The following is a 14,712-nucleotide window of genomic DNA, read 5'->3' on the forward strand; positions in this document are numbered from 1 at the left end:
TTAAGCAGATTTATCATTAGCTATCTGACCACACGATGATATAGTTTTACAATTATACTTTGTATCTTTGTCATTGAAAAATTTCGAATCAATGAGTACAGAAACCATTTCAAAAACAATTCCAGAACGTCAACCCAAACCAAAGTGGCTAAGAGTAAAATTACCCACCGGTAAAAAATATACTGAGCTTAGAAGTTTAGTGGACAAATACAGTTTAAATACTATTTGTACCTCCGGAAGTTGTCCAAATATGGGCGAATGTTGGGGAGAAGGTACAGCTACCTTCATGATTTTAGGAAATATTTGTACACGCTCTTGCGGATTTTGCGGCGTCAAAACGGGGCGTCCAGAAGTTTTGGATTGGGATGAACCTGAAAAAGTAGCCCGTTCTATAAAATTAATGGAAATCAAGCATGCCGTTCTCACAAGTGTAGACCGCGATGATTTGAAAGATATGGGAAGTATCATGTGGTCAGAGACAGTCAAAGCTGTGCGTCGGATGAATCCTGAAACAACGCTAGAAACACTGATTCCTGATTTTCAAGGCATAGAACAACATATTGACAGAATCATAGATGTGGCTCCTGAAGTGGTTTCCCATAATATTGAAACCGTTAGAAGACTGACCAGAGAAGTTAGAATCCAGGCCAAATATGATCGAAGTTTAGGTGTTCTCAAATACCTGAAAGATCAAGGTCAACGCAGAACAAAATCTGGCATTATGCTGGGTCTTGGAGAAACCCGCGAAGAGGTTATTGAAACCCTACATGATTTGAGAGCCAATGATGTTGACGTAGTTACTATTGGACAATATTTGCAACCTAGTAAAAAACATTTACCTGTAAAACAGTTTATCCTTCCTGATCAATTCAAGGAGTATGAAGCTATTGGATTGGATCTTGGGTTTAGACATGTGGAAAGTAGCGCTTTAGTAAGGTCGTCATACAAAGCGCAAAAACACATCAATTAATGATAAACATTGCCATTAATGGATTTGGACGCATTGGTCGGCGCGTATTCCGACTGATCCAGGAACGAAATGATATGCAAGTTGTTGCCATTAATGATTTAGCAGATGCTCGAACCTTGAGCCATTTGTTAAAATATGACAGCATCCACGGGGTTTTAAAAACGAAGACTTCCTATGATGATGAACATATTATTTTTGAAGATCAACACATTCGCTTACTGAATCACAAACAAATCGGAGATATCGATTGGGCACCCTTCAATGTTGATTTTGTGATTGAAGCTACTGGTAAGTTTAGAACTTTTGAAGTTTTAGAAAATCATATCAAAAACGGTGCGAAGAAGGTGATTCTATCGGTTCCTCCTGCCGATGATTCTATAAAAACTATTGTCCTAGGCGTCAACGATAGTATCCTAACCGGAGACGAAACAATCATTTCAAACGCTTCCTGTACCACTAATAATGCAGCACCTATGATTGCTGTTATTGATGATCTTTGTGGCATTAAACAGGCTTACATCACCACCGTACATTCTTATACTACTGACCAGAGCTTACATGACCAACCGCATAAAGATTTAAGACGTGCCAGAGCCGCTGGTCAATCGATCGTGCCCACAACAACGGGAGCAGCAAAAGCACTGACCAAGATTTTTCCGAAACTCAATGATGTTATTGGTGGTTGCGGCATTAGAGTTCCTGTACCTAACGGCTCCTTGACTGACATCACGCTAAATGTTGAAAAAACAGTCTCCATTGAAGACATTAATTTAGCCTTCAAAAAAGCTTCAGAAACACATCTTAAAGGTATCTTGGAATATACTGAAGATCCTATTGTATCTATTGATATTGTTGGCAATCAGCATTCGTGTGTTTTCGATTCCCAAATGACCTCTGTTATCGGAAATATGATAAAAATTATAGGTTGGTATGATAATGAAACTGGATATTCCAGTAGAATTCTCGATTTAATTCGCAATATAGCGATGAAATAGACACTTTTGTCGAATAAATAATTATATTTGTTTTTATAAAGTGACCAAAAAAATGTCCCAATCAAATTATTATATAGTTGCTTTTTTTGTTTTAATATCCTCTGCACTATTTTCCCAAAATGCTGCAGATGATGATATTGACATTCTTCAAATGCGAATTCAAAACTACATTTCCCAATCTGGTTTTGAAACCGAACGCGGTGACTATTACAATGCCAAAGATAATTTAGAAAAAGCTCTCGTGATTGCCAGTAATATTGGCGACAAAAAAAGTGAAGGGAGCATTCATACAAAAATTGCGAAAGTCCAATTTATAGTTGAGGAGCCCGAGAGCGCTTTGATATCTCTTACGAAAGCCGCTGAACTGCAAAGAGAAACCAATGATTACGCCAATTTAGCCATTACCTATAACGTCCGTGGTATTTTACATACCAGTAAAAAGGAATATCAAGTTGCTCTAGACTATTTTAATTCTGCCAAAACCAAATTTGAAGAAGAAGGTCTAGAACGCTTTATTGCAGATGTTAATTTAAATGAAGCCAAGGTTTATATTGAATTGGAAGACTATAAAATTGCCAAGGCAAAGCTCGAAAAAACGATCATTCTAACAAAAAAATACAATCAAGTAGGTCTTTTGAGCAGTGCCCTGATCAATAGCGGTAAAGTCCATCAAAAATTAGGGAATCAGGAATTAGCTTTATCAATGGCTAAAGAAGGATTGGAACTTGCTGAACGAAACAGTATTTATGAATATATCAACGACGGCTATTTGACCTTGAGTGAAATTTATCAAGAAAATGAAGATTACAAACTCGCCAATCAATATTTAAAGAAACACATACAACTGTCAGATTCACTACTGGACATTAAACGTGAAAACCTATCCCCTGAAAAAAAATCCCAATTTATTAATGAATATAAGGATTCAGAGCGGAAAAAAATGGCAGTCGAGCTTGAAGAAGCGGATGCCTCAAATAACCTGACAAGAATTACTACAATTTTGAGCATTGCCTTGATCACCATTTTATCACTGCTAACATTATCATTATATAAAAACAATAACATAAGGCTCAAAACTAACAACATGCTCCATAAAAAGAATGATGAGCTTATTGTTGCAAAGGAAAAAGCGGAATTGGCCTCTAAAACAAAAGCCAATTTTTTATCAACAGTAACACATGAGCTGAGAACACCTTTGTATGCGGTGACAGGTTTAACCAACATGCTTCTGGACGAAGAACCAAAACCTGACCAAATTTCGCATTTGAAATCCCTCAAATTCTCTGGAGACTATTTATTGACGTTCATTAACGACATTCTGCAGATCAATAAAATAGAGGCTAACAAGGTTGATTTGGATCCTGAGATATTTAATCTGAGGAAAAAAGTCGAAAATGTCATTTCAGCGTTGAGCAACTCTGCCCTTGACAATAATACCAAGCTCCATTACGAATACGACAAGGATTTACCTTCGACGTTTACAGCAGATCAATTGAAAATTTCTCAAATTTTGATCAACCTGATAGGTAACGCCATTAAGTTTACAAAAGATGGTGACATTTGGGTAAGACTGAAAAAGCTCAATCAAACCGATGATGTTTTTACCATCAGATTTGAAATACAGGATAATGGTATTGGCATCACAAAAGAGAAGCAAGAACACATGTTTGAAAGTTTCTCCCAGGGCTCCATACAAATCAACAGAAAATACGGTGGAACTGGCCTTGGACTTTCCATTGTAAAAGGTCTCATCGAAATTTTGAAGGGGAAAATATATCTGAAAAGTGAACTCGGAAAAGGATCGAGTTTCTTTTTTGAAATCCCCCTAACCTATTCTCCTGAACCTATAATCACTGAAAAACCAAAAAACCCTAACGAAATCAATGCTTTGGACTTAACAAATATCAAAATTTTGGTTGTTGAAGACAACAAGATCAACCAAATGATAACCCGTAAGATTTTAAACAAAATGAGCCTTTATTGTGATGTTGTTGATAATGGCGAAGATGCAGTGGAACGCGTTAAAGAAGTACAATATGACGTTGTATTGATGGACATCCACATGCCTGGTATCAGTGGTCTTGAAGCCACCAAAATCATTAGAACGTTTGATAAGGAACTCACCATATTTGCATTAACCGCGGTGACTTTAGAGGATAAAATGCACGAGTTTGACGAGGCTGGTTTTGATGATATTATCTCTAAACCTTTTAAGCAGGAAGATTTTGAAAAGAAACTGTTCACTGCCCTAAAGTCGAACCAAAAACCAACCGCGTCTATTTAACAAAATTATTTATCAACGTATCGAATTCTGTTTTTCTATCTATTTTCATTTCAATAGGCAAGTAATAAAGGGCTTCTTGATTTATGAAATGAGACTGTAAACGCCCCATATCTTTTTCGGTAGTGACAATCAATGTTTTCTTTTTTAAATTGATAAGATCACTCTCGGTAAAATCGTGATGATCTTTAAATTTTAAATGCTCAAACTGCAATCCCAACGCTTTTAAATAGCCCACCAGCGGTTTAGGATTTGCAATACCGGTCACCAAAGTAAAGTTTTGATTTTTAAGAGTCTCCAAATCCACTATGCCTCCATTATTGTGCATGTTTTTTGAGTAAGCAATACTTCCAAAAAATACCTGTTGGTGCGCTAATGGCTTTATCTTTTCTAAAATCTCCTGCTTTATCATATCAGTTATATTCTCAGGGCATTTGGTTACCACAATAAGATCTGCACGTTTGGCACCATCTCGCGGCTCTCTCAAATTTCCAGTAGGCAACAACATATCGTCAGTATAAAGATCATCAAAGGCGGTCAAGAGAATATTGAAACCTGCGTCAACCTTCCGGTGCTGAAATGCATCATCCAATAAAATAAGTTCAGGAGGATGCGCTAAGACCATTAATTGAGAAATCCCATGCACCCGATCAGCATCCACACTCACAATGATATCATTAAATTTCTGATAAAATTGAAAAGGCTCGTCACCAATACTGCTTGCGCTGGCACTTTGATCTGCGACAATAAAACCACTAGTCTGCCTTTTGTAGCCCCTGCTTAGGGTTGCAATATGATGTCGCGGACTTAACAATCGAATTAAGTATTCAATCATTGGCGTTTTCCCGGTCCCACCCACGCTAAGGTTACCTACACAAATGACAGGAAAACTGTAAGATGTTGATTTCTTTATGCCAAAATCATAGAATTTATTTCGTAGCCATGTTACCAAATAATAAATGGGAACTATCGGGAAAAGGAGATACCTAATTAATTTCATCATAACGAAAATATAATATTTTATCTTTGCTTTGAACCCAAAAACAAAAAAATCTATGATTATCCAAGATGTCATCAACCATCTCGAAAAATTAGCCCCTCTGGCATATGCTGAAGATTTTGACAACGTGGGTTTGTTAATTGGTGATCGAAACACTCAACTAACAGGGGTTATGGTGACGCTAGACACACTAGAAAGTGTGGTTGATGAGGCTATTGAGCGTCAGTGCAACTTAATTGTCAGCTTTCATCCCATCATTTTTAAAGGTTTAAAAAAGATCAACGGTGCTAATTATGTAGAACGCGTGGTCCTAAAGGCCATAAAGCATGATATTTCCATCTACGCCATTCACACTGCTTTGGATAATTCTTTACAAGGGGTCAATGACATTATTTGTGACACTTTAGGCATTGGTAATAAAAAAATACTTTTGCCTCAAAAAGGCACGATCAAGAAACTCACCACTTACGTTCCGAAAAAAGATGCTGATGGGTTGCGTGTAGCCTTGTTCAAATCTGGCGCTGGCCAAATAGGCAATTATGAAGATTGCAGTTTCAATACAGAAGGTGTTGGCACTTTTAGAGGTAATGACGCATCAGACCCAAAAGTTGGAGAACGCTTTGAATACCGCCAAGAACAGGAAACACAAATATCAATAACCTTTCAAAAGCATCTGGAACATCATATTCTCAAAACACTTCTAGAACATCATCCTTATGAAGAGGTGGCTTATGAAGTAACCACATTAGACAATTACAACCAACATATTGGTATAGGCATGGTTGGGGAACTTGCAAATGACATGGCAACCGAAGATTTTTTACAGTTTGTAAAGCAAAAAATGAATGTTTCTTGTATAAAACATTCTGAACTCACTACAGACAAGGTCAAACGGATTGCTGTATTGGGAGGTTCGGGTAGTTTTGCAATTGCCGCAGCAAAGTCGGCCAAAGCTGATGTTTTCATTACTGCAGATTTAAAATACCACGACTTCTTCTCGGCCGAAAACCAAATAATTCTAGCAGATATTGGTCATTATGAAAGCGAACAGTTCACAAAAACCTTTTTAGCTCACTATCTCTCAAAAAAAATTACTAATTTTGCAGTCGTTTTATCGACGATAAACACCAATCCTGTAAAGTATTTATAATTATGGCAAAAAAAGCTGAACTTTCTGTTGAAGACCGATTAAGATCGTTGTATGATTTACAACTAATTGATTCAAGAGTTGACGAAATCAGAAATATTAGAGGGGAACTTCCTTTAGAAGTAAGAGATTTAGAAGATGAAGTTGAAGGACTGAATACTAGACTTGAAAAATTAAATGGTGGCCTTACCGTGGTTGATGAAGAAATCAAATCAAAAAAGAATCTGATTGAGGAAGCTAAAACTTTGATCAAAAAATACGCTGAGCAGCAAAAAAATGTTAGAAATAACAGAGAATTCAATTCCATAACCAAAGAAATTGAATTTCAGGAATTAGAAATTGAATTGGCTGAAAAGCACATTAAGGAATTCAAAGTTCAAACAGAGCAGAAAAAAGAAATCATTTCTGAAACTAAAGACCGTTTGAAAGACCGTCAAGCACACTTAAAGCACAAGAAAAGTGAATTGAATGCTATTTTGGCTGAAACCGAAAAGGAAGAAACCGCTTTGGTCAAAAAATCTGAAGAGTATCAAGAATCTCTTGATGAACGTTTGGTAAATGCTTACCACAGAATTAGAGCAAACGTTAAGAATGGCTTAGCAGTTGTTGCTATTGAGAGAGGCGCTTCCGGAGGATCTTTTTTCACCATTCCCCCACAAGTGCAAGTTGAGATCGCATCACGTAAAAAAGTAATTACAGATGAGCATAGTGGACGTATCTTGGTTGACGCGCAATTGGCCGAAGAGCAAAAAGAAAAAATGCAAAAATTGTTTGCTAAATTAAGCTAAACACGATTTTTATTATACTTAAAAAGCCTTTACGAATTGTAAAGGCTTTTTTTTTAACATAATTTTCATATTTACTTTTTAAGGTTCAATACCCTTTAACGACTACCTACAAAATCAAACTTATGAAATCACTTATTTTATCACTCACCCTTATATTTCTCTTTAGTTGTCAAAATAAGGCACAGAACAGTCCCAAACAGCAGGCCGTTAAAACTGCTGAACCTATTGAAGTACCAATGTCTAACGGCAAAGCAAAGGCTTATTTTGCGAGTGGTTGTTTTTGGTGCGTAGAGAATATTTACCAACACGTAAAGGGTGTGGAAGAGGTTATTAGTGGTTATGCAGGTGGCCATACCAAAAACCCTACGTACGAATCCAGTAACACTGGTAACACAGGCCATGCAGAGGCCGTAGAGGTTATTTATGATCCAAGCGTGGTGAGTTTTGCAACCTTGGTAGATGTCTATTTTGGCTCCCAAAACCCAACACAAGTCAATGGTCAAGGTCCTGACAGGGGTTCACAATACCGTTCTATTATTTTTTATCAGAATGATGCACAGAAAAAAATTATTGATGAAAAGAAATCGGCGTTGTCCAATAAATTGAATGAAACCGTTGCTGCTGAAGTGTATCCATTTCAGGAATTCTGGATAGCAGAAGGTTACCATCAAGACTACGAGGTAAAGAATCCTCAGAATCCATACATTCAAAACGTATCCATCCCGAGGTATGAACGTTTTGAGGCCAAATTTCCAGAATTGATTAAGAATTAACCGTCTTTCAACGGTCCCTATAAAAGCTTGCAAACTATACATTTGCAAGTCTTTTTTATTTAAACTTTTGTTGCTTTCAAAGTGAAAATTAAAGGATATAATCTATCCTTGGTAACAAACATTCCAGACTCAGTTTTCACCAAAGCAGGTAATACGTTGTAAGGGCTCTCGTCATACTCTTTCAAATAGTCAATGCGTAAGCCAGCTTCAGATAAAGCAGAAACAACCTCCCCCAGCCCATGATTCCAACCATATTCTTTACTCTTCATTTTTGAATTAGTGTTGGCGTACGTGCCTTGATACTCTTCATAAATAACGGCATCCTGCATATAACCATATTTCAAATCGGCTTTTCCGTCTAGATAATCAAACATCCAAACAATAGGGTGAAATTCTGCCATAAAAAAAGTCCCGCCATTTTTCAAACGTTTTGCAATCATTTGTCCCCAAGGTTTTAAATCGGGCAACCAACCTATTACGCCATAACTTGTAAAAACAAAATCAAAACGGTCAGAAATAAAACTAGAGGTTTCAAGGACATTGCAGCATACAAATTTAGCGTCCAATTGCAATTCCGCGTTCAGTTGCTGTGCTAAAGCTATGCCTTCATCGCTAATATCAACGCCCACGCACTTGGCTCCTAGTCTACTCCAACTCAAGGTATCCTGACCAAAATGGCACTGCAAATGCAATAAACTCTTTCCACTGACATCTTTAAGGGCTTCCAGTTCATAGCACATCAATGACGATTTGCCGTTTTTAAAAGCTTCCAGATCATACATATCACTTTGTGCATGGATTTTCACTTTTTCATTCCAGGTAGCTCTATTGACCTTAAAGTAATCATCATTGTTTTTCATAATCGCTGTTTAAATCTAAATTAAAACTTTTGCAGCATTCTTCCTTATCTTTACAAAAAAATTAAAAATGAAAAACATACTGATTTTAATCGTCTTAACGAGCTTCGTTTTATCTTGCAAGCAAAAAGAAGACACTAAAAAAGTTGCCGAAAAAGAATGGTCAACAGCCGAAAAAATTGCAAATGCCCACGGATTTGAAAATTGGAAAGATGTTTCTGAATTGCATTTTACCTTCAATGTAGAAAGGGATACCGCACATTTTGAACGTTCATGGATTTGGAAGCCCAAAACAGATGATGTCATGATGATTTCTGGCAAGGATACGATTGCATATAATCGAAAAACTGTAGACAGCATCACTCTAAATGCCGATAAAAGCTTCATCAATGATAAGTATTGGCTATTGGCTCCTTTTCAATTAGTATGGGATAAAGGCATTCAAATTTCTGAGGCGTCTAAAGAGGCGGCACCAATAAGTAACAAAGAAATGAACAAGATTTCTGTAACTTATCCTTCTTATGGCGGCTACACTCCAGGAGATGCCTATGATTTTTATTATGATGATAACTACATGATCAGCGAATGGATCTATAGAAAAGGAAATTCAACTGAGCCTTCCATGATGACTACTTGGGAAGACTATGAAGATTTCAACGGCATTACGATTGGTAAAGCCCACAACAAACCTGACGCCAACTGGAAACTTCATTTCACAAACATCAAGGTCATCAAATAAGAGGTGTGTTAAAATAGTATTAAAACCATGGATGTCATAATCCAAAGCGCATTTTTGGGACGTATATAAGACATCAAAAGAATATTCCGCAGTATGCGCCTCTATATATTCAAAGAGCTTCCACTTAAAAAGTTGAAGCTCTTTTTTTTTATGTCATATCAGTATTCATAAGCTTTTTCAACTATTGAAAATTTAAGATTGCACTGCGCTGTGGTTCTATTCTAAATCCTCTTCACTCACCAATAATCTCTCTTTTCTGTAATTCTTTCTAAGCTTATAATCCTTATTTTTGTGTACAACCCAAAAACAACACGCCTTGTCACATTATAAAATAGGATTGGAATACGCTCAACAGCAAGATGAAAATGACCCTCTGGCAACTTTTAGAGATCGCTTTCACATTCCAAAAGACAAAGAGGGAACCGATTTGATCTATATGACCGGGAATTCCCTGGGACTCCAACCTAAAGCAACAAAAGCGTACATCCACCAAGAACTGGAAGATTGGGCAAACTTAGGGGTTGAAGGTCATACCGAAGCAAAAAACCCTTGGTTGCACTACCACGAATTACTGACAGAAAGTATGTCAAACGTAGTGGGTGCGAAACCTATTGAAGTTATCGTCATGAATACCTTAACGGTCAATCTCCATTTGATGATGGTGTCCTTTTATAAACCCACGCCAAAACGTTATAAAATACTGATTGAAGCTGACGCTTTCCCATCAGACAAATACGCCGTAGAATCACAATTGCGCTACCATGGTTTTGATGAGAAAGAAGGCGTCGTTTTATGGAAAGCCAGAAAAGGCGAAGAATTGGCAAACTATGAAGATTTAGAAACTATTTTAGAAACCCAAGGTGATGAAATTGCTTTGGTCATGATTGGTGGCGTTAATTATTATACAGGACAGTTTTTTGATTTAAAGCGCATTACCCAACTTGGCCATCAGCATGGCTGTGTTGTCGGATTTGACTGTGCGCATGGTGCAGGAAACGTGGCGTTGAACCTTCATGATTCAGGCGCTGATTTTGCGGTGTGGTGTACCTATAAATATTTGAATTCCGGACCAGGCAGTTTGGGAGGCTGCTTTATTCATGAGCGTCATGCACATAACAAAAACCTCAACCGTTTTACAGGTTGGTGGAGCCATAACAAAGAAACCCGTTTTAAAATGCGTGATGAATTTGATCAACTTGCAGGCGCTGAAGGTTGGCAATTAAGCAATCCGCCTATTTTATCAATGGCAGCTATTAGAGCGTCATTGGATATGTTTGCAGAAGTTGGCATGGACAAGTTGACCAAAAAATCGAAACAGCTTACGGGGTATTTTGAATTTTTAATTGAGGAAATGAACAATGCCAACATCAAAATAATGACACCTTCAAACCCAGAAGAACGTGGATGCCAATTGTCAATTCAAGTAAAAAATGCCGATAAAAAATTACATCATCAATTGACAGAAGCAGGCGTTATCAGTGATTGGCGAGAGCCTGATGTGATCCGTTGTGCACCTGTCCCGTTGTACAATTCATTTCAGGATGTATACTATTTGGTGGAGAAACTAAAAGAGATATTAAAATAATTTGAACATTTAAAAATGAACGTTACAAATAAAAAAGTCCGCTCCTTTGGAGATGATTTAGGGGAGGTCAAACAAAATGTACTCGTTATCGGGGCAGGATTATGCGGAAGCTTACTCGCTTTGCGCTTGGGCCAACGGGGCTATAACGTATCGGTTTACGAAATGCGTCCAGACCTTCGAAAAGTGGAGATCAGTGCAGGACGTTCTATAAATTTAGCGCTGTCGGATAGAGGTTTTAAAGCGATGCGGCTCGCTGGAATTGAAGATAAAGTTAAAGCATTATGCATCCCGATGAATGGACGCATGTTGCATGATATGGAGGGCAACACCATATTGGCTCCTTACAGTGGACGAGAACATGAATACATCAACTCCATTTCTCGTGGTCAGTTAAACGCCCTACTCTTGGATGAAGCGGAAAAGCATGAGAACGTCAAAATTCATTTTAATAAAAAATGTAAATCGGTCGATTTTGAAAAAACGACGGTCTCCTTTGAAGATTATAAAACTAAAGACGAATTTATAGAAGATGCTGATATCATTATTGCCACAGATGGTGCAGGTTCAGCCATGCGACAAAGCTATTTTTTAGGAAAGAAGTTTTTATTCAGTTTTTCACAAGATTGGTTGACCCATGGTTATAAGGAACTAAGCATTCTTCCTGCAGAAAATGGAGGCTATAAAACCTATAAAAACGCCTTACATATTTGGGGACGTGATAGCTTTATGTTGATTGCTTTGCCTAATATGGACGGCAGCTTTACGGTGACTCTATTTTTAAGTTATGAGGAAGGCGAATACAATTTCAATAATTTAACCTCTCAAGAAAAGGTGGTTGAATTTTTTCAGAAATATTTTAAAGATGCTTTGCAATTAATGCCAAACCTTGCTGAAGATTTTTTCACAAATCCGACAGCACCTTTGGGCACCGTCAAATGTTCGCCATGGCATTATAAAGGTAATACCCTATTAATGGGCGATGCCGCACATGCTATTGTCCCTTTTTACGGACAAGGCATGAACGCTTCTTTTGAAGATGTGGTAGAATTTGACAAGGTTTTGGATGCAGGCCATCAGGACTGGGAAAGCGTTTTTAAAGCGTACGAAAAGAATCGTAAAAAAGATACAGATGCCATTGCTGATTTAGCGATTGACAATTTCCATGAGATGAAAGGTCATGTCAACAACGTTATTTTTAGAGAAAAGCGTAACTTGGAGATGTCACTGGAAAAACAATTCCCCAAGGATTACTCTTCAAAATATTCATTGGTAACTTTTAATGAAGATATCGGATATAGAGAAGCCATGCTAAGAGGTCGTGCACAGGACAAAGCCATTCTGAACATGCTAACAGATAAAGAGCTAGATCTCAATGACGATTTAAAAACCAATTTAGAAAAAGTAAAAACAGCCACAGAAGAAATTTTGGATGACGACCGGGTGGCAAAGAATTTCAAGCATTAAAAATACAACCTCACAGGTTTTGAAAACCTGTGAGGTTTGAAAAAATAAAGAATAATCATGAGCAAAGACCAAAATGAGGTTCCTGCCTCCGCAGGAACTGGTGTAACACCAAGAGGCGCCTACCCACATACCAAACGTGTTGGCGATTTTATTTTTGTGTCCGGTACAAGTTCGAGACGGGCCGATAATACTATAGCAGGCGTTGATATTATTGATAATATGGGCACAAAGCATCTAAACGCCGAAGTCCAAACCCGTGAAGTCATCAAGAATATCGAAAAAAATCTCGCTAAAGAAGGAGCAACTTTGAATGATATTGTGGATGTCACCTCATTTTTAGTCAATATGAACGATTTTGCCGGCTACAATAAAGCCTATGCCGAGTTTTTTGATAAAGAAACAGGACCTACCAGAACCACTGTGGCAGTCCATCAGTTGCCCCACCCAGATTTGGTGGTGGAGATTAAGGTGATGGCTTATAAAAAACTATAAATGAACCAATCGTTCAGGTTTTAAAAACCTGAACGATCTAAAAATAAAATTCGTGAATTAGTGGCAAACCGAAAAAAACAAGATGAGATTCCTGCTTTCGCAAGAATACAGAACTACATCAACGGTCAATACGAGAACCCGTCGTCAAACGAATGGCTAGACAACTATTGTCCAGCTAATGGCGAAGTTTACGGACAAATTCCAAACTCCTCAAAGGAAGATGTAGAAAATGCGTATACAGCTGCCAAATCTGCTTTTAAGCAGTGGTCACAAACTACTTTGGAAGAGCGCAGCAGAATCCTGATCAAGATTTCAGAATTGTTGGAGGAAAATCTGCATCGGTTTGCTGAAGCTGAAAGCAAAGACAATGGCAAACCGGTGGCGTTGGCAAAAGAAGTGGACATCCCGAGAGCAGCGAGTAATTTTCGGTTTTTTGGAAATGCCATTACGCAATTTGCTAGTGAAAGCCACGAAAGTGTGGGTCAAGACGCCATTAATTTCACCTTGCGTCAACCTATAGGTGTGGTGGGCTGTATTTCGCCTTGGAATCTTCCACTCTATCTCTTTACGTGGAAAATTGCGCCAGCTATTGCCGCAGGTAATTGTGTGGTTGCCAAACCTAGTGAAGTCACCCCAGTGACGGCATTCCTTTTAGGCGAAATTTGTACGGAAGCAGGGTTGCCAAAAGGTGTGCTTAACATTGTTCACGGCTTAGGTACTTCCACAGGACAAGCCATTGTTGAACATCCAGATATTAAAGCGATAAGTTTTACAGGAGGCACAGCAACAGGTGCCCATATTGCTAAAGTGGCTGCACCACTATTCAAAAAACTGTCTTTGGAATTGGGCGGAAAAAACCCTAACATCATTTTTTCAGATTGTGAGTATCAGGATATGTTGGAAACAACGGTACGTTCGTCTTTTGCTAATCAAGGGCAGATTTGCTTGTGCGGGAGCCGCATTTTTGTAGAAGCTCCGATTTATGAAAAATTTAAAAATGATTTTGTTGCGAAGGTAAAAGCACTTAAAGTGGGTCACCCATCTGACGACAGCACAAAAATTGGCGCATTGGTTTCTAAAGCGCATCTTGAAAAAGTGATGACATATATCAAAATTGCAAAAACAGAAAACGGCAAAATTCTGTGCGGTGGGAACAAAGTGGTTCTTAAAAATTACGAAAACGGTTATTATTTGGAACCGACCGTTATTGAAGTCGGATCAAATAACTGTCGCGCCAATCAAGAAGAAATATTCGGACCTGTGGTGACCATCATGCCTTTTGAGAGCGAGGATGAAGTTTTGGAAATGGCCAACAGCGTCAAATACGGATTGTCGGCGACACTTTGGACCAACGATTTAAAACGGACCATGCGGATGAGTAACCAATTACAAGTAGGAATTGTTTGGGTAAATACATGGATGATGCGCGATTTACGCACCCCTTTTGGTGGAATAAAAGCTTCCGGCGTGGGCAGAGAAGGCGGATTTGAGGCGCTACGTTTTTTTACGGAAGCGAAGAATGTGTGTATAAAATATTAGATTCCCACCCCACCCCTCCCGAAGGGAGGGAGCTCATTAGTAGATAAAATTAAATTTAACATTTTAACAGATAAAAAAAAAC

Annotated in this window: 13 protein-coding genes; 11 read left to right on the top strand and 2 right to left on the bottom strand. The window is 38.1% G+C overall.

Annotated elements, in window-relative coordinates; genetic code table 11:
• Positions 1-91: 91 nt before the first annotated feature.
• From lipA to A9996_RS09775, 3 genes are read left to right on the top strand one after another with little or no spacing between them, the layout of a single operon-like run.
• Positions 92-970, top strand: coding sequence for a lipoyl synthase (gene lipA, locus A9996_RS09765; RefSeq protein WP_066433886.1), 879 nt, complete (start codon positions 92-94; stop codon positions 968-970).
• Positions 970-1,965 carry a type I glyceraldehyde-3-phosphate dehydrogenase gene (gene gap, locus A9996_RS09770; RefSeq protein ID WP_066433893.1) on the top strand — a complete coding sequence of 332 codons (996 nt, stop codon included), beginning with the start codon at positions 970-972 and terminating at the stop codon, positions 1,963-1,965. The genes lipA and gap overlap by 1 nt, the downstream gene beginning before the upstream one ends.
• 52 nt (positions 1,966-2,017) lie before the next feature.
• Positions 2,018-4,249, top strand: coding sequence for an ATP-binding protein (locus A9996_RS09775; RefSeq protein WP_066433896.1), 2,232 nt, complete (start codon positions 2,018-2,020; stop codon positions 4,247-4,249).
• Here A9996_RS09775 and lpxK read toward each other — a convergent pair.
• Positions 4,242-5,249 (bottom strand): tetraacyldisaccharide 4'-kinase, encoded by a 1,008-nt coding sequence (gene lpxK, locus A9996_RS09780; RefSeq protein ID WP_317047116.1) that lies wholly within the window; start codon positions 5,247-5,249, stop codon positions 4,242-4,244. The two genes, A9996_RS09775 and lpxK, sit on opposite strands and share 8 nt — an antisense overlap.
• A 52-nt stretch (positions 5,250-5,301) precedes the next feature.
• Between lpxK and A9996_RS09785 the strand changes: the two genes are divergently transcribed.
• From A9996_RS09785 to msrA, 3 genes are all read left to right on the top strand, one after another.
• Positions 5,302-6,396, top strand: a complete 1,095-nt coding sequence (locus tag A9996_RS09785) for a Nif3-like dinuclear metal center hexameric protein (protein ID WP_066433898.1) — start codon at positions 5,302-5,304, stop codon at positions 6,394-6,396.
• A gap of 2 nt (positions 6,397-6,398) precedes the next feature.
• Positions 6,399-7,181, top strand: coding sequence for a zinc ribbon domain-containing protein (locus A9996_RS09790; RefSeq protein ID WP_066433901.1), 783 nt, complete (start codon positions 6,399-6,401; stop codon positions 7,179-7,181).
• A 122-nt stretch (positions 7,182-7,303) separates the two neighbouring features.
• Entirely contained in the window at positions 7,304-7,954 is a 651-nt protein-coding gene (msrA, locus tag A9996_RS09795) for a peptide-methionine (S)-S-oxide reductase MsrA (protein ID WP_066433903.1), read from the top strand.
• Positions 7,955-8,013: 59 nt separating this feature from the next.
• Here msrA and A9996_RS09800 read toward each other — a convergent pair whose 3' ends face one another.
• A complete protein-coding gene (locus A9996_RS09800) occupies positions 8,014-8,814 on the bottom strand; it encodes a class I SAM-dependent methyltransferase (RefSeq protein WP_066433906.1) in 801 nt (266 codons plus the stop codon).
• A gap of 67 nt (positions 8,815-8,881) precedes the next feature.
• Here A9996_RS09800 and A9996_RS09805 point away from each other — a divergent pair, with 67 nt between their 5' ends.
• From A9996_RS09805 to A9996_RS09825, 5 genes are all read left to right on the top strand, one after another.
• A complete protein-coding gene (locus A9996_RS09805) occupies positions 8,882-9,550 on the top strand; it encodes a hypothetical protein (RefSeq protein ID WP_066433910.1) in 669 nt (222 codons plus the stop codon).
• A 316-nt stretch (positions 9,551-9,866) separates the two neighbouring features.
• Positions 9,867-11,135 carry a kynureninase gene (kynU, locus tag A9996_RS09810; protein WP_066433912.1) on the top strand — a complete coding sequence of 423 codons (1,269 nt, stop codon included), beginning with the start codon at positions 9,867-9,869 and terminating at the stop codon, positions 11,133-11,135.
• Between the two features lie 15 nt (positions 11,136-11,150).
• Entirely contained in the window at positions 11,151-12,599 is a 1,449-nt protein-coding gene (locus A9996_RS09815; RefSeq protein WP_083993906.1) for an FAD-dependent oxidoreductase, read from the top strand.
• A gap of 57 nt (positions 12,600-12,656) precedes the next feature.
• Complete coding sequence (locus A9996_RS09820) at positions 12,657-13,091, top strand: RidA family protein (RefSeq protein WP_066433914.1); 435 nt, start codon at positions 12,657-12,659, stop codon at positions 13,089-13,091.
• A gap of 60 nt (positions 13,092-13,151) precedes the next feature.
• A complete protein-coding gene (locus A9996_RS09825; RefSeq protein WP_245905317.1) occupies positions 13,152-14,630 on the top strand; it encodes an aldehyde dehydrogenase in 1,479 nt (492 codons plus the stop codon).
• Positions 14,631-14,712: the final 82 nt, after the last annotated feature.

Origin of the sequence: Gelidibacter algens (genome assembly GCF_001678675.1) — a bacterium.
Classification (GTDB): Bacteria; Bacteroidota; Bacteroidia; order Flavobacteriales; family Flavobacteriaceae; genus Gelidibacter; species Gelidibacter algens.